The sequence below is a fragment of the Flavobacterium sp. CBA20B-1 genome (genome assembly GCF_028473145.1).
Lineage (GTDB): Bacteria > Bacteroidota > Bacteroidia > Flavobacteriales > Flavobacteriaceae > Flavobacterium.
The window spans coordinates 1,266,207-1,286,312 of the sequence record NZ_CP092370.1 but is presented as its reverse complement, the minus strand read 5'-3'; the positions used below and the strand labels follow the sequence as shown (position 1 = coordinate 1,286,312).

19 protein-coding genes are annotated in these 20,106 nt (G+C 33.5%); 15 read left to right on the top strand and 4 right to left on the bottom strand.

The annotated features are described in order from the left end of the window. The first annotated feature begins 1 nt into the window (after position 1). The 5 genes from MG290_RS06460 to MG290_RS06440 all read left to right on the top strand — a co-directional run bounded on the left by MG290_RS06460 (position 2) and on the right by MG290_RS06440 (position 4,731). Positions 2-1,804 (top strand): protein kinase domain-containing protein, encoded by a 1,803-nt coding sequence (locus MG290_RS06460; RefSeq protein WP_264563004.1) that lies wholly within the window; start codon positions 2-4, stop codon positions 1,802-1,804. Beyond that, entirely contained in the window at positions 1,805-2,413 is a 609-nt protein-coding gene (locus MG290_RS06455) for a hypothetical protein (RefSeq protein WP_264563003.1), read from the top strand. It abuts the gene before it with no gap. Then, a complete protein-coding gene (locus MG290_RS06450; protein WP_264563002.1) occupies positions 2,394-3,800 on the top strand; it encodes a DUF4407 domain-containing protein in 1,407 nt (468 codons plus the stop codon). The genes MG290_RS06455 and MG290_RS06450 overlap by 20 nt, the downstream gene beginning before the upstream one ends. Positions 3,801-3,812: 12 nt before the next feature. Continuing rightward, positions 3,813-3,992 (top strand): DUF4236 domain-containing protein, encoded by a 180-nt coding sequence (locus MG290_RS06445; RefSeq protein ID WP_264563001.1) that lies wholly within the window; start codon positions 3,813-3,815, stop codon positions 3,990-3,992. A 244-nt stretch (positions 3,993-4,236) separates the two neighbouring features. Further along, positions 4,237-4,731 carry a thermonuclease family protein gene (locus MG290_RS06440; protein WP_264563000.1) on the top strand — a complete coding sequence of 165 codons (495 nt, stop codon included), beginning with the start codon at positions 4,237-4,239 and terminating at the stop codon, positions 4,729-4,731. A gap of 219 nt (positions 4,732-4,950) precedes the next feature. Here the strand turns inward: MG290_RS06440 and lysM are convergent, their stop codons facing one another. Beyond that, positions 4,951-5,409 (bottom strand): peptidoglycan-binding protein LysM, encoded by a 459-nt coding sequence (gene lysM, locus MG290_RS06435; RefSeq protein WP_264562999.1) that lies wholly within the window; start codon positions 5,407-5,409, stop codon positions 4,951-4,953. A gap of 216 nt (positions 5,410-5,625) precedes the next feature. Between lysM and MG290_RS06430 the strand changes: the two genes are divergently transcribed. Further along, positions 5,626-7,782, top strand: a complete 2,157-nt coding sequence (locus tag MG290_RS06430) for a S46 family peptidase (protein WP_264562998.1) — start codon at positions 5,626-5,628, stop codon at positions 7,780-7,782. Between the two features lie 100 nt (positions 7,783-7,882). Here MG290_RS06430 and MG290_RS06425 read toward each other — a convergent pair whose 3' ends face one another. Next, complete coding sequence (locus MG290_RS06425; protein ID WP_264562997.1) at positions 7,883-8,293, bottom strand: hypothetical protein; 411 nt, start codon at positions 8,291-8,293, stop codon at positions 7,883-7,885. A gap of 79 nt (positions 8,294-8,372) precedes the next feature. Between MG290_RS06425 and MG290_RS06420 the strand changes: the two genes are divergently transcribed. From MG290_RS06420 to MG290_RS06395, 6 genes are all read left to right on the top strand, one after another. Then, positions 8,373-8,801, top strand: a complete 429-nt coding sequence (locus MG290_RS06420) for a hypothetical protein (RefSeq protein ID WP_264562996.1) — start codon at positions 8,373-8,375, stop codon at positions 8,799-8,801. A 15-nt stretch (positions 8,802-8,816) separates the two neighbouring features. After that, the gene (locus MG290_RS06415; protein WP_264562995.1) at positions 8,817-9,806 is read left to right on the top strand and encodes a hypothetical protein; all 990 of its coding nucleotides are present in this window, start codon (positions 8,817-8,819) and stop codon (positions 9,804-9,806) included. Then, on the top strand, positions 9,769-12,102 hold the full coding sequence (locus tag MG290_RS06410; RefSeq protein ID WP_264562994.1) for a DUF677 domain-containing protein: 2,334 nt from the start codon (positions 9,769-9,771) through the stop codon (positions 12,100-12,102). The genes MG290_RS06415 and MG290_RS06410 overlap by 38 nt, the downstream gene beginning before the upstream one ends. 165 nt (positions 12,103-12,267) lie before the next feature. Further along, entirely contained in the window at positions 12,268-12,597 is a 330-nt protein-coding gene (locus tag MG290_RS06405; protein ID WP_264562993.1) for a DUF805 domain-containing protein, read from the top strand. Positions 12,598-12,800: 203 nt separating this feature from the next. Continuing rightward, complete coding sequence (locus MG290_RS06400; RefSeq protein ID WP_264562992.1) at positions 12,801-14,156, top strand: UDP-N-acetylmuramate--L-alanine ligase; 1,356 nt, start codon at positions 12,801-12,803, stop codon at positions 14,154-14,156. Positions 14,157-14,274: 118 nt separating this feature from the next. After that, the gene (locus MG290_RS06395; RefSeq protein ID WP_264562991.1) at positions 14,275-14,910 is read left to right on the top strand and encodes a hypothetical protein; all 636 of its coding nucleotides are present in this window, start codon (positions 14,275-14,277) and stop codon (positions 14,908-14,910) included. Here the strand turns inward: MG290_RS06395 and MG290_RS06390 are convergent. Beyond that, entirely contained in the window at positions 14,898-15,554 is a 657-nt protein-coding gene (locus MG290_RS06390; RefSeq protein WP_264562990.1) for a DUF1287 domain-containing protein, read from the bottom strand. The genes MG290_RS06395 and MG290_RS06390 overlap by 13 nt on opposite strands. A gap of 27 nt (positions 15,555-15,581) precedes the next feature. Here MG290_RS06390 and radC point away from each other — a divergent pair, with 27 nt between their 5' ends. Both radC and MG290_RS06380 read left to right on the top strand, forming a co-directional pair. Continuing rightward, a complete protein-coding gene (gene radC / locus MG290_RS06385; RefSeq protein ID WP_264562989.1) occupies positions 15,582-16,280 on the top strand; it encodes a RadC family protein in 699 nt (232 codons plus the stop codon). A gap of 308 nt (positions 16,281-16,588) precedes the next feature. After that, positions 16,589-17,431, top strand: a complete 843-nt coding sequence (locus MG290_RS06380; protein ID WP_264562988.1) for a hypothetical protein — start codon at positions 16,589-16,591, stop codon at positions 17,429-17,431. 76 nt (positions 17,432-17,507) lie between these two features. Here MG290_RS06380 and MG290_RS06375 read toward each other — a convergent pair whose 3' ends face one another. After that, the gene (locus MG290_RS06375; protein WP_272586373.1) at positions 17,508-19,400 is read right to left on the bottom strand and encodes a tetratricopeptide repeat protein; all 1,893 of its coding nucleotides are present in this window, start codon (positions 19,398-19,400) and stop codon (positions 17,508-17,510) included. A 215-nt stretch (positions 19,401-19,615) separates the two neighbouring features. On the opposite strand from MG290_RS06375, the gene MG290_RS06370 reads away from it, so the two are divergent. Beyond that, positions 19,616-19,987, top strand: coding sequence for a hypothetical protein (locus tag MG290_RS06370; RefSeq protein WP_264562985.1), 372 nt, complete (start codon positions 19,616-19,618; stop codon positions 19,985-19,987). The last annotated feature ends 119 nt before the right edge of the window (positions 19,988-20,106 follow it).

Here is a 20,106-nt window from a genome sequence, read left to right as displayed (position 1 = left end):
AATGTCGGTAAGCAAACAAGATATAATCACAGCCATTAAAAATTCGGATATTTTTTTAAAAGTACCTGAATTACAAGGAGCAAAACCAAGACTAAACAAGAATGGTAGTCCTTTTGCTTTTGTTGGTGGCTTCAATATGGTGTTTCAATTGGAACATCAAAACAAGAAATGGGCATTTAGAGTTTGGCACGTTCCTATGGGAGAAAATACAAACCGTTACCGAAAAATATCAAAATATCTTTCAGAAAAAGAACTACCCTATTTTGCTGATTTCATCTATGATGAAAAAGGAATTTTGGTTAATGGAACTCTACTTGACACTATACGAATGGAATGGCTCGAAGGGAAATTGCTAAAAGAATATATTGAAGAAAATTTAAACAATAAAAGCAAATTAACGAAACTTGCTAATGACTTTCTGGAAATGTGCAAAACTCTACGAGAAAGTAAGATTTCTCACGGGGATTTGCAAGAAGGAAATATTTTGATTGACCGAAATGGAAACATCAAACTTGTAGATTATGACTCTATTTGTATTTCTGAAATTGAGGGACAAAAAGAATTAGTTATAGGATTAAAAGGTTATCAACATCCCTCACGTTTTAAAGCGGGAAAAGCGTCTTTAAAAGCGGATTATTTTTCGGAATTAGTAATCTACCTTTCAATACTTACTCTTTCTGAAAACTCGAATTTATGGAACAAATATCAAGTAAAAGATACACAGTATTTATTGTTTACTGAAGCCGACTTTGAAGATTTTGAAAACTCTGAAATCTATAAGGATTTACAAAATCTGTCTAATTCTATCAAAAGTCTGACGAGAATTTTGACCAGCTATTTATCGGAAAAGAATTATCTAAATCTTACGTCTTTTGAGCATTATTTAACAGCACCAAAAATAATCAGTTTTCGTACGAATGAAAAGGAAATCCTAAAAGGGAAATCCATTGAATTATCGTGGAATATTGAAAATTATGATAAAATTTCAATAAACAATGGTGTCGGAAATGTAACAGCAAAACATTCTATTTCTGTTTCGCCAACCAATACAGCTACATACAAGTTACTTGCAGAAAATGCCTTTGATAAAACAGAAAATGAACTGACCATAACTGTTCTTCCGCTTCCAAAAATCAAAGAATTTCATTCCAAACAACAAAAAATTGAATTAGGAAATGAAACGCAAATAGTTTGGAATATTGAAAATGCGGAAAAAGTTGAATTGCATTGGTTGGGAAATATGGAAGTTATTCCTCTCAAAGGAGAAAAAAACATATCGCCTACGGAACACACCAATTACAAATTAATTGTTACAGCATTAGACGGAGTTACAATAGAAGAAAAAGAAATTACGGTTCAGGTTTTCAAAAGAGTTGAAATCAAATCGTTTGTTTCAGATTTGGATTTTGTAGTTGAAAGTTTGCCAATAATATTAAGTTGGGATATTGATAACGCTTCGAGTATTACATTGTCCTCAAATATGCAGGCTGATATTGATGTAACAGGAAAAAGCGAAATTGAGATTTTACCTAAAAGGACAACTGTTTTTTATCTGAAAGCTAATAATGAACTGTTTTCCGTAACCAGTTCACAAATAAAAATTGAGGTACAAAATATTCCAACATTCAATCCGAGTATTATCCCAAGACTACCATCTGGAAAAGATTTGATACCAAGTTTTCAGTTGGATTTTAAAGAATTATCGGAAACAATTCTCAATGAATCTCAAATCAGTTTTCAAACTGCGATGCAACCGACAAAAAGATTCAATATTCTAAACTCATTACAAAAAATACTGAAATAGATGAGTACGAAAATTCAACAAAAACTTTGGAAACTGGCAAATTATGATTGTTTTCTAATGGAATACTGTCCTGTCTTGCACAATAAAATTGCAGGAATAGGATTATTTTTCTTGTTCCAAATGCTGATTGTTTTTGCTTCGGTTCTTACGAGTTACAAAATATTTATTTGGAGCTATTTAATTTTAGGTTATCTCGTAGCTACATTAGCAACTTTCATTTTTTATAAATGGATGAAGTTTTTGAACGAAGTTCATCATACCAACCCAAAAACAGGAATATTCGTAACGCAATTTTTTATCAATTTAATTTTTGCTTTGATACTTGCTATTCCTTTTTGTTTATTTCTTTTTGAACATCAAATCCTGTTTCAACTTTATTTGAAAACGGGAAAAATAACACTTGGGAGCTTTGAACAATTATGGTTAATGCCTTTGGGTTTATATAAAAGTTGGTTTGTAGAAACAGAAGGAAATGTAGTTTTATTTATTTGCATAGCCATATTGATAATGATAGCATTTGTTTTCATTACACCCTATTTTTTAATTTTTAAAAACAGAAAATCTAATTACACTTTAGTTAAACAGAATTATGAGCAAAACTTCTACTAAAAAATATAAATATTCAAAAATCCAGTATTTCTTTTGGTTATTGTCAGGAGCAGAAATCAGTATTTTAAAAGATTGTCCGACAGATTATAACAGACAAGCAGGAATAGGTTTTACAATTTTTATGACCACTTTATTAGCTTTCTTTTCAGGAAGCTATGCAGGTTATTATTTTGGAGAAAGTTATTTATCCGCTATCGTATTCGGTATTATTTGGGCTTCGTTAATTTTCAGTATCGACCGAAGTATGGTTGTTACATTAAAGAAAGACCCAACGAAAGAAAAACAGAATTTTTGGCCTGCCTTTTTATCAAGAGCAGTTTTGGCTGTTTTGATTGCTTTTATTATCTCAATTCCTTTGGAATTGTTGATTTTTAAGGAAAATATCGACTTGCATATGGACAAATATAAACTTGACCAAGTTTATTCTGTTCAACAAGCATCTAAAAGAAATGAAGCAATATCAGATAAACAACGTATTTTAAGTAATGACAGTCTTGTATTAGGAAAAGTTGAAACACAGTTATCACAAGGTGAACCAAAAGGCGACCCAGAATATGACAGACTCAAATCTGAAATTGAAACTAAACAAAATGATTTTGACGCTCTTAGCAGAAGATTAAACACAGCCCGAACAGAAGCAAATAATGCTTACAATAATGTTCCAACATATTATGATTATAGTAGCGAAAGTTATGTAAAAAATAGAAATTCTCAACAATGGAGAACTTACGAGAACAAACTCGCACAAAGAAAACAAGCACAAGATAACCTTAACAAATTCGACAAAAAGGGATTAGATGACTTAAAAAAGCAAAGACAAAAATACATTGAAGATTGGATTGCTAATCTCAAAGGAGAACAAAGAAGACTAAATGACAACATTGTACAAACAAGCACTTCCATAAACAAAGGACTTGCTACGGCTGACACTGCAAAAAATGAATTTCAAGATAAAATCAAAGATAAAAAAGGATTTGTCTTACGTTTTATGGTTTTAGAAAATTTGGCAACACCAAATAATCCTGAAATTCCAGAAGGAACTACAATTTTTATGTTGTTATGGTTAATCAGAATACTCTTTTTTACGATTGAGATTTTACCAACCATTGCTAAAATAGCAACACCAATTGGTGCTTATGACAGAGCTATTTACAGAAAAGAAAAGGACTTAGAACTCGAATTAGAGGAAAGAACATCTGAATATCTAAAACAACAAAAAACAATTCGAGATATTGAGTATGAAGCCGAACAAGATCAAACTAAAGAACGCACACAAATTGAAAACAGTTTACATAAAGAATTACTAACCGAAATTGCAAATGTTCAAAATAAAATAGCAAGACAAAAAATTGAAGAGTTTAGGAAAAAGCACAATAAAATTGATTAAAACTATGTAGTTATGGCTTGGCGTTTTAGAAAATCAAAGAATATTGGACCATTCAGAGCAACCGTATCCAAAAAGGGAGTCGGAACAAGTTTTGGGTTTTTAGGCATTCGTTTTGGAGTTAGTTCTAATGGAAAAAAGTATATTAGTTTTGGGATAAAGAACACTGGTTTATATTACATAAAATATTTTTAACTAACCCCACATTATGAAAAACCTAATCCCCTTATTTTTTACGCTCATTATTTTTTCTTGTCAACAAAAACAAGAAGAAGTTTTAATTGCCCAAAATTGCCATACCGAAGCCGAAGCTACATGCACAGGCAGTGCGTCATGCAAGGCGTGTAAAAACTGTAAATACTGCAAACACTGTTCTAAAGGCGGTAATAGTTGTGGTGTTTGCAAATAATGTCCATTTTTGCATTTTAAAACAAACCCCATGAAACACGTTTATTTACTTTTTTTACTTGTAAGTTTAACCTTTTGCGGTTCCAATAAAAACGATTTTTTGGAAACTTCAGCACCCCATCAAGAATGGTATTTGGTTACAAAAGTGGTCGATGGCGATACCTTTTGGGTGGATAACGGCACATCGAAAGGAATAAAAATTCGGTTAACAGGAATAGATGCGCCCGAATCGCAAAAACGTTGGAAAAGAGAAGAAGGCTATTACGGAAAAGAGTCAAAAGCGTATTTAACCCAATTGATAAAAGGCAAAAAAGTACGCTTAGAAACAGATATTGATTCTTTAGACCGATACGGTAGAACGTTGTCTTATGTGTATTTAGAAGACGAAACTTTTTTGAATGCTTTGTTGCTTAAAAAAGGTTACGCTGTGATAATGACCGTGCCACCCAATGTACGATACAGTGAATTATTTCATAAGTTTCAAGTAGAAGCGCGTGAAAATAATCGCGGATTATGGAAGCAATAATCAAAATGAAATATATACAATTATGATTGTCAGCTGTTGATAAGGATGTTTTTTAACCTATAATGTGTCATTCCGAGAAACGAGGAATCTCTTTAATAATCCTGAGATTCTTCACTACACTTCGTTACGTTCAGAATGACAAATTAATAGTTGTGCCTAACAACGGATATTCAATAATCAAAAAAAAAAATCCTCTTGTAGAAAAGAGGATTTTTCAGTTTATAAATTAGGTATTCTTAAAACCTGACCCGGATATATTTTATCAGGATGACTTAACATGGGTTTATTTGCTTCAAAAATAGTATTGTACTTGTTGGCATCGCCATAAAATTCTTTTGAAATTTTAGATAAGGTGTCGCCGCTCACAACAGTGTAAAAATTAGCTTCCATTGCTGGTAACATTACAATCATTAAGTTATCAACTTTATCAACACCTTCTACGTTTCCAATTGCCAAAACAATTTTTTCGGCATCTTCTTGTGATGCTACTTCGCCTTCAACCTTAACATCGTCATCGGTAACCGATAATTTTAGTCTGTTGTAAGGCAAACCAAGTTCTTTAACATAATCTAACAAAGCTTGTGCTTGCAATGTCTTTTTTTCTTCAGCAGGAGCTTCTGCTTCTTTTTTGCCAAAAATTTTAGCGCCCTTTTCTTTAATAAATGAAAATAATCCCATATCTGTTTTTAATTTTTAAATTTATATAAATGTAGTAAAAATTTGAAACATTAAAAAAAAGAACGCTATTTATTGGTCTAAACTCTTTAAAACAACATAAACATATTACTGCACCATATTTAAAATTGTATAATTATCGTACTTTACAATTTACTAATAACCCACAACTCAAAACAATTTAGTATCTTCGCATTTAGATCATAAATCAGCAAAATAATGAAAAAATTAAGCTTATTTCTTTCTTTGTTTATGCTTGCCATGCCTTTGGGTATGTTTGCAAACGAAGGAATGTGGTTTTTAATGTTCATTGAACGATTAAACTACCGCGATATGCAAAAAATGGGGCTGCAATTAACGCCCGAAGAAATTTATAGTATCAACAACCATTCATTAAAAGATGCCATTGTGCAGTTTGATGGCGGTTGTACAGCAGAAATTATTTCAGATCAAGGTTTGGTTTTAACCAATCACCACTGTGGTTACGATAAAATTGCAGAGCTTTCTACACCACAAGACGATATTTTAACCAACGGATTCTGGGCAAAAACTAAAGCAGAAGAACGCAAACCTAAGGATATTTCGGTGCGCTTCTTTGTGCGAATGGACGATGTTTCTAAACGCATTTTGGGCGTGGTAAACAAAAACATGACCGAAGCCGAGCGTGAAAAAGCAATCAACCAAGAAATTGCAAAAATTGAAAAAGAAAACAACGAAGGCGGTAAATACACCGTATCGGTTCGTTCATTTTTTCAAGGAAATGAATATTACTATTTTGTGTATCAAGATTATACCGATGTGCGTTTAGTGGGAACACCACCTGCATCTATTGGGAAATTTGGGGGCGACACCGATAACTGGGAATGGCCACGCCACACCGGTGATTTTTCAATGTTTCGTGTATATGGTGATGCCAACGGAAATCCAGCAGAATATTCAAAAAACAATGTGCCTTTAAAACCAAAACATTTCTTACCGATTAATATTCAAGGTTTAAAAGAAGGCGATTTTTCTATGATTTTGGGTTACCCAGGAAGAACCAATCGTTGGATGCCGGCAGAAGGTATTCAGCAAAATGTAGAATTTTCATATCCGGCTTGGGTAGAAGGATCTCGTTTAGGTTTAGACGTGATGAAAAAATACATGGACAAAAGCGATGAAGTTCGTTTGGCGTATGCAAGTAAATATGCAGGTGTTGCCAATTATTGGAAAAACCGTCAGGGAATGATTGATGCGTTAACCGCTCAGAAAACCGCCGACACCAAACGCAAAAACGAAGCAAAATTCAACAAATGGGCCAACAAGAAAAAGAATAAAGAACAGTACGGAAACGTAATTGCCGATATCAATGCCTACTATGCAGCAACAAACGAAAAAGCACGTCATGATAATTATTTAATGACGGTTTTGCGCACGTCTAATTTAGCTACAATTCCTTATAGTTTTGGAAACGCATTGATTCAATATGCCAATGAAAACGAAGCAAAACGCGCAGAAATGCGTCCAAGATTAGAGGAAGCAATTAACGATGTTTACAAAGAATTTCACGCTCCGTTAGAAGCAGAAATGTTGGCTCGTCAGTTAAATCTGTATGCAACAAAATCTAAAGGTTATGCTGTGGCACCGTATGTGAAATCGTTAGGAGAAAAAAATAATTACGATTACACAAAACTTGTTAATAAAGCATTTGAAGGAAGCGTGTTTTCATCAAAAGATTTATTGTTGAAGTATTTAAACAATCCTGATAAATCAATGATCGAAAATGATGATTTGTACAAAATATCATCAGATTTATTAACGAAATACCGCGAACAACCGGCAAATTTAGCACCGTTAAAAGAAAAATACGATGTGGCCTTCCGCAAGTTGGTTGCAGGTTTACGCGAAGCAAATCCAAAAGTAAAATACTATCCAGATGCAAACTCAACATTGCGTTTAACTTATGGAAAAGTAATCGATTTGCCACGCCGTGCAGACCGTCCGAACGATGCTACGGATAATTGGTACACTACATTAAAAGGTACTATTGCAAAACACAAAGCAGGCGACGAAGAGTTTGAAAACCCACAACGCTTAATTGATTTGTACAACGCAAAAGATTACGGACAATATGCCGATGAAAACGGCGAACTAATTGTAAACTTTTTAACCGATCACGATATTACAGGTGGTAACTCAGGTTCACCGGTTTTAAACGGAAAAGGCGAGTTGATTGGTTTGGCTTTCGATGGTAACATTGAAGCGATGGCAGGCGATGTGATTTTTGATCCTAAATTACAGCGCACCATAAACGTTGATGCACGTTATATTTTGTTTATCATTGATAAATACGCGGGCGCAACCAACTTAATCAACGAATTAAAGATTATTAAATAGTCTTTTAAATTTTGAAATAATAAAAATCCAAGAGCATTATGTTCTTGGATTTTTTTAATTTTAGGGATAAAAACCCCATTGAGAAAACTCTGTCATTTTTTTATTCAAATAAAAGAGCGTTACTACCAACTTGTTTTATTCGGTTATTTTTTATAACCCAAATCTCCGGAGTATCTCTACAAATTACTACTTGTTTTAACGAATCAATTTTATACAAGTTTTTATCTTTAAAAGTTCTTTCGTTACAAAATAAAAATATAGAATCATCTTTTACTTTCCATATACCTTTTTCATTTAAAACACATGTTTCAGAAAAATAGCTTTTATCTTTATTAAGAATTAGTTTTGCGTCAATAGGAAAATTTCCATTGTAAAAAAACATATTAAATTGCGTGTTTTTTGATGAATAAACAATGGGATATTCTTTAGTATCTATACTTGAATTACAGGCATTTATTAGAATAACACTTAAGATAAAAATGATATTTGAACGGTAAGTTTTAATAATCATTGCTTTACAATTTTTTATCTAAAATAATATTTTTACATTAAATTTCATTACTTTTAATTGAAATTAAAAGCTGTTCATTATGAAAAACATCCAATTGAAACGACTAATTCTTCTTCTTTTAATAGTAATTGGTCAAAATGTATGGGCACAAAAAAAGGTGAAACGCACCGAATACGGCAATTTCGGCAAAGCGGGTACTTATACCGAATATGTTTCTAAAGATGCTGCTACCATTAAAGTAGGGGATAGCTTGCAAATTAACAATCCAAGCAATTTTGAACGTTATATGTACATTACGCAAAACGATGCCTATCTGCGTGCCGATAATATGAACAAAAAATTAATGATAAAAGCCATAAATGTTTCGGGCGACGACAAAAAAGGCTACACCGTGTTTTTTACCTGTAAAGGTTTGGGCGCAACACCGGTTTTTGTTCGATACGAAGATGCCGTGCAAACAAACGAAATTAAATTGTTAACCGAAGGTAATACAAATTTGCAAGAATAGTTTTTTCTTTGCACTATGAAAAAAATAGGATTGTTGGTGGTTCTTATGGCTTTAGTAATTGCATGTACGGCTAAAACCGAACCCGTAAGTACTGCTTTTTATTTTTGGCGAACCACTTTTGCACTGTCGCCTGCTGAACAAAATTCTTTAACCGATTTGCAGGTTAAAAAACTCTACATTCGCTATTTTGATATTGGTTTACAAAACAAAGAACCCATTCCCGTTGCACCTATTGTTTTTAATGAATCACCAAAAAAATATCAAGTGGTGCCGGTTGTTTATATCAAAAATGAAGTGTTTTTGCAAACAACGCAAACCGACAGCTTGGCTGAAAAGGTGTATCATTATATCCAACAAATCAATCAATCGGCAGATGTATCGGTAAATGAAATTCAGTTTGATTGCGATTGGAGTCTTCAATCCAAACAAAACTATTTTCAGTTTCTTGAAGCATTTAAAAAATGGCATCCCAACGTAACGGCTACCATTCGCTTGCATCAAATAAAATATCCCGAAAAAACCGGAATTCCACCTGTAAAAAACGGTGTGTTAATGTATTACAATATGGGCGTTATTGGTTCGGATAACGAAAATTCCATCTATTCTCAAAAAATAGCACAAAAATATGTAGCATCTTTACAAAATTATAAACTACCTTTAAACATTGCATTGCCCGTTTTTAGTTGGGGCGTTCATGTGCGAAATAATCAAATAACCAATTTGATCGGTGGTTTGCGAGTGAACGATTTAACGGGAGATGAATTCAAAAAAATCAGTGAAAATCGATTTAAAGTATTGAAAGATGTTGTTTTTAAAGGCAGGTATTTGGCAAAAGACGATGAAATTAAAATAGAAGCTGTAAGTGCCAATCAGTTAAAAGAAATGATGCACGATATTAAACAAAATAGCAAACACAAACCCAACGAAATTATATTTTACGATTTAAATGAAAATAATTTAAAAGCTTATGAAAACAAAGATTTTAAAACTGTTAGCAGCTGGTAGTTTAACGGCTGTTTTAAGTTACGGCGCATATATATACGCTTGTGCAGGAGGTGAGTGGGGTGCGGGTTACACTTCGCTTTTTTCGCCCGAAATCACAGTGAACAACAAAGAATATGAACCGTTTTTTTACGATGATTATTTTATATTTTACTATGGCTACAATGTGCAATCGACCACCGATTTGTTTAAAGCAGAAAACGTTGCAGATTGGACAAACTACTTAAAAAAATACTCGCCCGAAACGGTGGAATATTTCTTGTATGATGAAAGTTTAGATGCTCCTTTGCGCACCATTAGCCAGTCTAAGAATGCAGAAGTCGAGTTTAAAAAGCAAAATTTTAAATTCACTTTGGATACTTCCGACGAGAAAACACAAAAATTCGTGTTATTTATCATGTTGGCGCGCGGTATTGAAACCTATTCCAACCAAACCTATAATTATTGGGATTACGACAACCGAAAACAACTCAATGCCGATAGTGATTTTACCACAAAAGTGGAAAATCTGTACAAAAAAGATGTGACTCAGAAAGACGAATTCTTTAAAAACCGTATGTGGTTTCAGGTGGTTCGGTCTAAATTTTATTCAGCAGACCGCGGTTCAGTAATTCCTTTTTTTAATGAATCCCAAAACGAGCAGCCGAAAAACAACTTGTATTATCAAGCCATGAATTATGTGGGCGGAGCGTATAAAAATTTAAAGAATTACGAAAAAGCAAATGCCACGTTTGCACAAGTTTTTCATCAATGCAAACCTTTAATGGCATCGGCTTTGTTTGATTATAAGCCTTTAGATGAAACTGCTTTTAAAGCATCATTAAGCCAAGCTTCAGACCAAAATACCAAAGAAACCTTATACGCTTTGCAAGGCTATTATACCAATGAATTTAGTGCCATGCAGGATTTGTATAAGCTGAACCCGAACTCGCCACATATTGATTTTCTGTTGTCGCGCTGGGTGAATATCAACGAGCAAAATATCAACACCTACACGGCATACGAAAAATTGGATATCGATGCTGGGAAAATTAAAAAAGAGTTGAAAGACAAAGTAAGTGCGGCTGAGGTTAAGTGGATCAACGACGTAGCAAGCGATGCGAAAGTGCACAATCCGTATATTTGGAAAACCACCGCGGCTTATTTTAATTCATTGATTGGCGATTATTCTAAAGCCGATAAGTTATTGAAAGAAGCGCATACTTTATCACAAAATGCTAATCAAAAAAATCAGGTACGCAGTTTACGCTTGTTCAACAACCTTTTAAGTACCGATGAAATGAATCAAAAAGCCGAAGGGAAATTGATAGAAGATGTAAATTGGTTGTTTTATGAAGATAAATTTCCAGTGAAAGACTATGTAACCGAAGGAAGAATTGATTATTTAAATTCGTTTACAAAAAAATACATTAGTTCGCTTTACAAAAAACAGGGCAATGGATTAATGTCGGAATTAACCTATTCAATTAAAGGTTTTTATAAAGATCAAAAGCAAAGCATCGCCATGGAAAAATTGTTGTTGAGCAGTGAGCGTTCGGCTTGGCAAGATCTTTTTGTAGGCGTTTATCCGTATAAATTGGCAGATATTTATGAAAGCCGCGGTATATATTTGTTCTATCAAGATAAAATAGATGAAGCAATTGCCGAGTTTGAAAAGATCACGCCTTTTGAAAGCAAAACATATAATTGGCAAAAAGACAAATATGAAACCGAAATGGTGGATTATAAAAAAGCACAGTTACCAGGAAATCCGTTCAACGGAAAAATTAAAGATTGTAACGATTGCGATCATGCAGCCAAACAATCGGTGAAATATTCACAACTCGATTTTCTGTACAAGGTTAAAGAAATGAAAGAAAAAATTGCTGCTGGAGAAGATGTGTATAACAATGCGCTGTTGGTTGGTAATGCTTTTTACAATACATCGTACTTTGGTAACGCCCGATTTTTTTACTACAACAACATCATTGACGAATACGGAAACAGTATCAGCAACGAACACAGCAAAATGTTGTACAGTATGGAAAACGTTAGAAAATATTACAACATAGCCCAAAAAGCAGCTACCGATAACGAACAAAAAGCAAAAATGGCATATATGTTGGCAAAAACCCAACGCAATGATTTTTACTACAACAAATATTTCTCTACAAGAAGTTATTGGGGTTATCCCGATGGACCGGTAATTCAGAAGTGGCAAGGCTTTGTAGATCTAAAAACAAATTACAGCGACACTAAATACTATCAAGATGTAATTGCAGAATGTGGTTATTTCCGTAAATATTTAGGGTTACAATAATTTAGATAAAAGAAAATAGAGGAAAGAAGAAAGAGTAAAGACAATGTTTTTTACTCTTTTTTTATGATTTTTTTTAGAATTATTAAATTAAAAATTTATTTTTGCTATTACGGAGGAATCGAAAATCCGACGCGAAAAGAGTAGAAAAAATTTAAAAAAAAATTTATGATTGATTGGTACAAAAAAGTAGTTTTTGAAAATTACGCAAATTTTAACGGAAGAGCGCGTCGCGCTGAATACTGGAATTTCTTTCTAGTAAACGTAATTATTAGTATTGTTATTGGCTTTATTTTAGGGTTGATCAATTTACCTTTACTTGGTAATTTGTATTCGTTAGCCGTATTAGTTCCAGGTATAGCAGTAGCAATACGCAGAATGCATGATATTGGTAAAAGCGGTTGGTATATTCTAATTCCTATTTACAACATTGTGTTGTTAGCAACAGAAGGAGACAGAGGGTCAAACGAATACGGACCAGATCCTAAAGAAGCATAATAAAAGCAATTTATAAATTAAAAGAGTAAAAGCATCATGTTTTTACTCTTTTTTTGTTTCAGTTTGTCATTCCAACGAAGGAGGAATCTCAAGAAGATTTAATTTTCGTAGAGCAATAAAAATCTTATCTCTTTATTCTTTCTTCTTGATTCTATTTCCAATTCCCCTAAAAAAATGTAGTTTTGTTATTAAAATAAAAAACAATGCGCGTACATTTTATAGCAATAGGCGGCAGCGCCATGCACAATTTGGCTTTGGCTTTACACGATAAAGGAGATGTAGTTACAGGCAGCGATGATGCTATTTTTGAACCATCGAAATCGCGTTTGCAGGCAAAAGGATTGCTTCCTGCAGCAGAAGGATGGTTTGCAGAAAAAATCACCAATGAAATTGATGCCGTAATTTTGGGAATGCACGCAAAGGCAGATAATCCGGAATTGTTGAAAGCGCAAGAATTAGGATTGAAAATTTACTCGTATCCAGAATTTATTTTTGAACATTCAAAAAACAAAACCCGCGTGGTTATTGGTGGATCGCACGGAAAAACAACCATCACTTCTATGATTCTGCATGTAATGAACTATCATAATGTAGCAGTCGATTTTTTGGTTGGCGCACAGTTAGAGGGTTTCACTAACATGGTGCATTTAACCCAAGAAAATGATTTTATGGTGATTGAAGGCGATGAATATCTGTCATCTCCCACCGATTTGCGCCCGAAATTTCATTTATATCAACCCAATATTGCTTTAATAAGCGGTATTGCGTGGGATCATATCAATGTGTTTCCAACGTTTGAAAACTATGTAGAGCAGTTTAAAATATTTATCGATAAAATCACCAACGGCGGAATTCTTGTTTATAACGAAGACGATGCGGTTGTAAAACAAATTGCTGAAGAAGCCGAAAAACCAATCCGCAAAATGCCGTATTCGTTACCTGAATATTCAATCGATAACGGAATTACGTATTTAGAAACTTTAGACGGAGCAATGCCTATTGAGGTTTTTGGTGCACATAATTTAAGTAATTTGGCAGGTGCAAAATGGATTTGTCAAAACATGGGGATCGATGAAGCCGAGTTTTACGAAGCCATTGCATCGTTCAAAGGCGCAAGTAAAAGATTAGAAAAAATTGCTGCAACAGAAACAGCGGTTGCTTATAAAGATTTTGCCCATTCGCCAAGTAAGGTTTCGGCAACTACGCAGGCGGTTAAAAAACAGTATCCGAATAAAAAATTGATTGCTTGTTTGGAATTGCACACATATAGTAGTTTAAATGCCGAGTTTTTAACCGAATATCAAGGCGCGTTAGATGCTGCCGATGTTGCGGTGGTATTTTATTCGCCCGATGCGGTTGCTATTAAAAAGTTGGAAGAAGTGACAAAAGAACAAATTGAACAAGCTTTTCAATGTGAAAATTTAATAGTTTACACCAATCCCCAAGCGTTTAAATCGTTTTTATTGGTACAAGATTTCACCGATTCGGTTTTATTATTGATGAGTTCCGGCAATTACGGCGGACTGAATTTTGATGAGGTTCAAAGTATTATAGAATAATTTAAAGCATCTTTAAATGATAGTTTATCCTGCAAAGTTTTTAAAACCTTTGTAGGATTTTTTGTTTGAAAAATTAAGAGTATAATTACAATTTAGTACATTCGTAAAAAACGATTTTATGAGAGCGTATACTGAAGAAGGTTTAAGTATTGTTGAGGTTCTGCCCGAACCACCAAATAAATTCTATAATTTTATAGATAAAGGATGGTTTGTGATTCTTCCTTTAATAGTAATAGCACTGTTTTTACACAAATATCTCCCTGACTTTATTGCAGTTTTCCTTGCGATTCTTCTTGTAGTATATATATTAATCTACTTTTTTTATATACAACTAGGTAATTTGTATAGAAGTGAAAATATTGCCTATAATATTATTGGAAAAATACATTTTCATAATGATTTTTTAGAAATCATGAACAAACGAATTGAATTTTCTGATTTTAGATTAATAGAAATTATTTGTTACGATTTTGAAGATAGAAGAAGACCAAGTAATACTTTATATGATCCTTTATATTCTTTAGGAATCAACAATTTTTTGACTGTTTATTTTAAAGATGGAGCAGTTAATAAATATCAATTTAAACTATTGAACGAAATTCACATGTTTTCTTTTAGAAAAGAATTAATTCACTATTATAAATTGGGATTAATTCGTGAATTGAATCTTCATGATATTCTAGGTAATCATAGTTTTGAAAGCAAAAGTGATTTTAGAAAACATAATCCAAAATACAACAATTACCCCTCATAAACAAAATGCCCCACAATGGTGTATTTAAACAAACAATCTTCCAATACCTGTCCGCCGCCCACGTTGTGAACAATCAATCGTCGTTTGCCGTCTTTAGAAAGTTGGTTGGTCACAATGCCAATATGCGGCAACTTGTCGTTAATCATCCACGTGATAATAGCTCCGGTTTTGTAATCGTCTGGGTTTTGTGTTACGGGCAATTTCTTTCCTTTTCTCGTAAAAAAAGTTTCTAAATTAGGCACTCTTCGGTGGTCAATGTTGGTGTCGGTTTTAGTAGCTCCCCAATTTTTCGGATAGCTGCTAAAATGTCCACGCATATCTTCATGCACTTCTTTTTGCAAATCGATGCCAAGTTTTCTGTACGATCGGATCACCACATCGGTACAAACTCCGGTTTTTGCAGGCACATCGCCATTTGGGTAATCAATAGCTACATAATCGGGCGTGTATCGAACCGAAGCGTCAATGATAGAAAGGGCTTTTTCAGACAGTTTTTTTCTGAAATCAGAAACATCATCGGTAATGGTATCTTTCTGTGTGGTGGTTTCATCAGAAGAAATTAATGCAGCATTAAAACCTTCCTGACTTTTCAAAGTGCACGAACTAAATCCAACTAAAATCAAAAAAAATAAAAATACTTTCATATATTTATAAGCGTTAATTATTTGGGCATGAGTAACGAAGATAAACATTTCTCTATAAAAAATTGGAGTGAAGACGATCAACCACGCGAAAAATTGTTGTATAAAGGAAAAAATGCATTGAGCGATGCCGAATTAATTGCTATTTTGATAGGGTCGGGCAGTCGCAATGAAAGCGCTGTGGATTTGTGCAAACGTATTTTGCAGCAAAACAACAATCAATTGCATCAACTTCAAAAGCAAAGCATTCAACATTTAATGCAGTTTAAAGGCATTGGCGAGGCAAAAGCCATCACCATTGTAGCGGCATTGGAACTGGCAAAACGATTGCAACTTTCAGAAACAAAACAGCTTACCAAAATTGGCAGTGCCGGCGATGTGTGTAAACTCATGCAACCCATTATTGGCGATCTGCCACACGAGGAGTTTTGGGTTTTATTGCTCAATAACAGCAACAAAGTGATTTATAAACTGCAACTAAGCAAAGGCGGACTCACTCAAACTGTAGTTGATATTCGTTTGATTTTCAAAACCGCTTTAGAGTATTTAGCTACATCAATCATTATTGTGCACAATCATCCATCGGGACAATTAACACCCAGTACAGCAGATAAAGACATTACTCAAAAAATCAAAATGGCGGGAAAAAGTTTAGACATTCAGCTTTTAGATCATTTAATCATCACCCAAACCGGATATTTTAGTTTTGCCGATGATGATTTGTTGTAATTGCTGTAATTAACACGTAGTGCATTATAGAATTCCCGCAGATGCACAGATTTCCATATTACTTTAAGCAAATAATAAAGATGATCCACCTTTGTTGAATGTGTTGCATTCGATGTCTGTGGTAAAAAAAAGCTTTGAATATCAGTGTGTTATGTTTTTTTGATAATGCACTATGAGTTGTAATTATTAATGTTTTATATTTGAATTTTAGTAATTTATAAATAAAACTGTATAAGATCATCAGTCATATAATAATTTAAAATTAAAGGATAATAATTGTTGTTAAATATTTTTAAAAGAGTTTTAATATGAGAAAAATAATAACCTTAAGTTTAGCATCGATATTTTTTATATCATGTGAAAAAACAGATGAAGTTTCTATGGACAATCAACCATCTACAAATAACCTTTTAAAAGAGTTAATAGGTGAAGACAGTTATTCAGAGTTTGATAGTTCTATTGATTTTACCAGTACAGTTAATTTAACACCGTATGAACCAGTAATTGATGATGGCTATTTAAATATAATTGGTTCGTTTTCAGATGAAGATCAAGTAGGAGGGATATTAATAAATGATAGAATATTATTAAGTAAAAATGAAGAGTATCAAAAAACTTACAGCAGTGAACAAGCCAGTCAATTAGCTATTGATAAAAATGAGCTATTTGGTAATAACATTAACTTAAAATCTGTTGAAACTAGTGAAGCGAGTCCTTATTTTAATTTAGATATTGAAGCTGAATTAATAAGTAGATTCACCCGTTTTGAAGTGGAGGGTTTAGAAGTTTCAGCTTCCAATGCGGGTATTGTTGGCGCACCACGTACTGTAATTCGCTCTTATTCAGATTTAAAACTTACATGGGATTCTTCTGGAAATCCTAATACTGATATGATTTTAATAATTTATGAAGCAAACTCTGTAGGTGCCGGAAATAGACCCAAACAATTGTTAAAAAGGTTTAAAAACAAAGACAAAACCATTACAGTTAATGCGTCCGAATTAAATAGCAAGTTTACAAATGATACAGACTTAACTTTTACACTTGTGAAAGGAAGACAAGTTGCAAGAACAATGTCTAGATTAGGTAAAATTTTATCGGTAAATAGTCTCGAATTCATAAATTATAGTGGTGTTAAGTTCATGAAGTAATTTAAAATGATGAATATAATAAAGTCCCAAATTTGTTTTAGGACTTTTTATTTTAACTACAGTAACACACCACGAGTTATGTTTGTGCTTCTTCTTTTAGTTGACCAATATAAAAAGACGGAGAAATGCCTGTGCATTTAATAAAAGCGTTTGAAAAACTTCTGCTGCTTGGAAAACCCAATAATTCAGCAATGTGGCTGATTTTATAATGAATCCATTGCGGATTGCTCTCAAATTGTGCCAGCAAATAATCAATACGCAATTGGTTCACATAATCGTTAAAAGTTTTTTCTTTACTTGCATTGATATAACTTGAAAGATAGCTTCGGTTGGTTTCAAACAAAACGGCCAATTGATTCAAATTTATATTTGGATCCAAAAAACCTTGATTTTCTTCAAAAACTTCTAAATACTGCGTGATACTTTCCCACACCTTATTGCTTGCTCCGGTAACAGTTGAGCGTTCGTTTTTCTTAGAATTGCTATTTATTTCTTTTTCAACGGGTTGTGAAATTTCAGGCGTTGCAGTCAATGCCTCTATAGAAGCAGGGACTTCTGTTACCCTAACTTCTTCTTGAGTGTTCACATCCACTACTGTAGAAGGTTCTGGGACATTAGTTGGAACATCTGCAACAACAGGTGCTGGTTTTGCAATTTCTGTAAGTTGCGTTTTTTCTTCCGCTTTTGCGTTTTTGCGTTGGGCAACCAATTCGTTGTATCTTTTTGAATATTCTTTCTTTTTCAGGTAGTTCCATAGCAGTGCCACAGCAAATCCTATTAAAAGAAGCGATCCGCCCACAATAGCTGCTGTAAATAATCGGCTTTTAGTTTGCAACGAATATTCCAAACGCGCTTTTTCGCTTTCTAAATATTTAATATCAAGCTGCTTGTGCAAAGCGGTGCTTAAAAAACGGTATTCGTTTTGCAAAAACACGGTCACTTTTAGCAATTGATTGGTGTAATACAACTGTTTTTCTTCATTCTTTTGCTGTTTGTAATAATCCATCAAATAGGTATAGGCCTCTTTCGTTTCCAGATTTGCATAGTTTTTTTCCTGAAAAAAGGCATCCACCTTATTAAAATAAGCAATTGCATCTTCTTTTTTGCCCAATTTCCAGTAGTTTACACCTATATAATAATACGCAATACTTTCGTTGGCATAATCTTCATTTGTTATAATTTCGGGCAAAGCACTTTTAAACGTGGCAATACTTTTTTGGTAGTCGTTTAAAAAGTGCAGGTTTAAAGCATATACGTAATTGATATAAGCTTTCTCAAAATTTTGTTCATCGGGTGTAATTTTAGGGAGTTGCGAAAAACCTTTATCAACTAGTTCATTGCTATACGAATAATTTTTTAAATAGGTATGTGTGAGCGCTTCATACCGAATCGAATTCATGAAGCCCAACTGATATTTGTAGCTGCTAGAACCTTCAAAAAATTTACGGGCTTTTTCAAAATAAGCCAAAGCATCTTCATATTGCTGCAGATAAAAATAGGTTTGCCCAATGGCATATAACGATTTGTGGTATTCGTATGCGTGCTTTTTTTGATCAATTAACTGCAATGCTTTTAATTCGTATGCTAAAGATTGTTGGTAATTTTTCTCGATATAAAAAACGGTGGAACGTATTTGATAGGTATCAATAAGATGAAGAGGTTCATTAATTTTTAAAGCTTGTTGGGTTAAACTATCGGTAAAAAGATGCATCACTTTCGGATCATCAGTAGTAAAAACAAAGTGTTTGTATGCATTAAATAAATGCTCGCTATTTTGCGAAGCCTTCACTTTTTTTATGTAAGCATGTAACCAATTGTAATAAGTAACCGAATCTTTTTTAGTAAGCACATTTAGTTTTTCGCGCATCTCATTTAAAGAGTGACGGGCGATATTTTTTTTGGTATCAGATTGGGCAGTGGCGCAAAATGACACTGTAAATAGATAAAAAAGCAGGTATAAAAAGCGCATTTTTCAGGTATATTGGATTGGTTTATCCAAATGTACAACTTTTTTTCTGAAACATAAAACCTTGTTAATCAATGGTTTTTACGATTTTGCAACTGCATTTTGATCAAAGTGCACAACAACTTTTTGCACATACGAAACCATGGGTGTACATTTGATTACTTCCTACCACGTACAAAATCAACCCCACTATAAATCATTTTTAAAAACTACATATTATGAATAAAATTACCCATCTTTTTTATTTTGTTTTTTTAATCTGCATCGCAGCATGTTCGTTTACTGACGAAGAACAATTTGTAGATTCATCACAAGTACCAAACAATAATCATACAGCAAAACCTGCACGAACCGATTGGGCATTTATTGCCGGACAATTGGTGCAAAGCTATACCAATAATTATAGTAGCACGAGTAACAGTACCCTAGCTGAAAAAATAGTACGGTTAGATTCGGCTTCTATGCAAGTGCTACTTTATAACGATTTAAAACCATTAAACTTTTCTGCACCAACCACTACCGAAGCACAAGTATTTTTAACAAACTATGAAACAGCGTACAATAATTTAGAAAAAAAAAGATTATTTTAAACACCTATGTATTTTTTTAACCACGCGTGGTTTTAGTTAGTTGCATGCGTGGTTTTATTTTTAGTATTTTTATAACCTCCCAACACTCCCCCTTTGAAGGGGGATTAAGGGGGATGTAA

Coding starts and splice junctions, on each gene's coding strand:
- MG290_RS06460 (WP_264563004.1), top strand. CDS start 2: ATGTCGGTAAGCAAACAAGATATAATCACAGCCATTAAAAATTCGGAT.
- MG290_RS06455 (WP_264563003.1), top strand. CDS start 1,805: ATGAGTACGAAAATTCAACAAAAACTTTGGAAACTGGCAAATTATGAT.
- MG290_RS06450 (WP_264563002.1), top strand. CDS start 2,394: ATGAGCAAAACTTCTACTAAAAAATATAAATATTCAAAAATCCAGTAT.
- MG290_RS06445 (WP_264563001.1), top strand. CDS start 3,813: ATGGCTTGGCGTTTTAGAAAATCAAAGAATATTGGACCATTCAGAGCA.
- MG290_RS06440 (WP_264563000.1), top strand. CDS start 4,237: ATGAAACACGTTTATTTACTTTTTTTACTTGTAAGTTTAACCTTTTGC.
- lysM (WP_264562999.1), bottom strand. CDS start 5,409: ATGGGATTATTTTCATTTATTAAAGAAAAGGGCGCTAAAATTTTTGGC.
- MG290_RS06430 (WP_264562998.1), top strand. CDS start 5,626: ATGAAAAAATTAAGCTTATTTCTTTCTTTGTTTATGCTTGCCATGCCT.
- MG290_RS06425 (WP_264562997.1), bottom strand. CDS start 8,293: ATGATTATTAAAACTTACCGTTCAAATATCATTTTTATCTTAAGTGTT.
- MG290_RS06420 (WP_264562996.1), top strand. CDS start 8,373: ATGAAAAACATCCAATTGAAACGACTAATTCTTCTTCTTTTAATAGTA.
- MG290_RS06415 (WP_264562995.1), top strand. CDS start 8,817: ATGAAAAAAATAGGATTGTTGGTGGTTCTTATGGCTTTAGTAATTGCA.
- MG290_RS06410 (WP_264562994.1), top strand. CDS start 9,769: ATGAAAACAAAGATTTTAAAACTGTTAGCAGCTGGTAGTTTAACGGCT.
- MG290_RS06405 (WP_264562993.1), top strand. CDS start 12,268: ATGATTGATTGGTACAAAAAAGTAGTTTTTGAAAATTACGCAAATTTT.
- MG290_RS06400 (WP_264562992.1), top strand. CDS start 12,801: ATGCGCGTACATTTTATAGCAATAGGCGGCAGCGCCATGCACAATTTG.
- MG290_RS06395 (WP_264562991.1), top strand. CDS start 14,275: ATGAGAGCGTATACTGAAGAAGGTTTAAGTATTGTTGAGGTTCTGCCC.
- MG290_RS06390 (WP_264562990.1), bottom strand. CDS start 15,554: ATGAAAGTATTTTTATTTTTTTTGATTTTAGTTGGATTTAGTTCGTGC.
- radC (WP_264562989.1), top strand. CDS start 15,582: ATGAGTAACGAAGATAAACATTTCTCTATAAAAAATTGGAGTGAAGAC.
- MG290_RS06380 (WP_264562988.1), top strand. CDS start 16,589: ATGAGAAAAATAATAACCTTAAGTTTAGCATCGATATTTTTTATATCA.
- MG290_RS06375 (WP_272586373.1), bottom strand. CDS start 19,400: ATGCGCTTTTTATACCTGCTTTTTTATCTATTTACAGTGTCATTTTGC.
- MG290_RS06370 (WP_264562985.1), top strand. CDS start 19,616: ATGAATAAAATTACCCATCTTTTTTATTTTGTTTTTTTAATCTGCATC.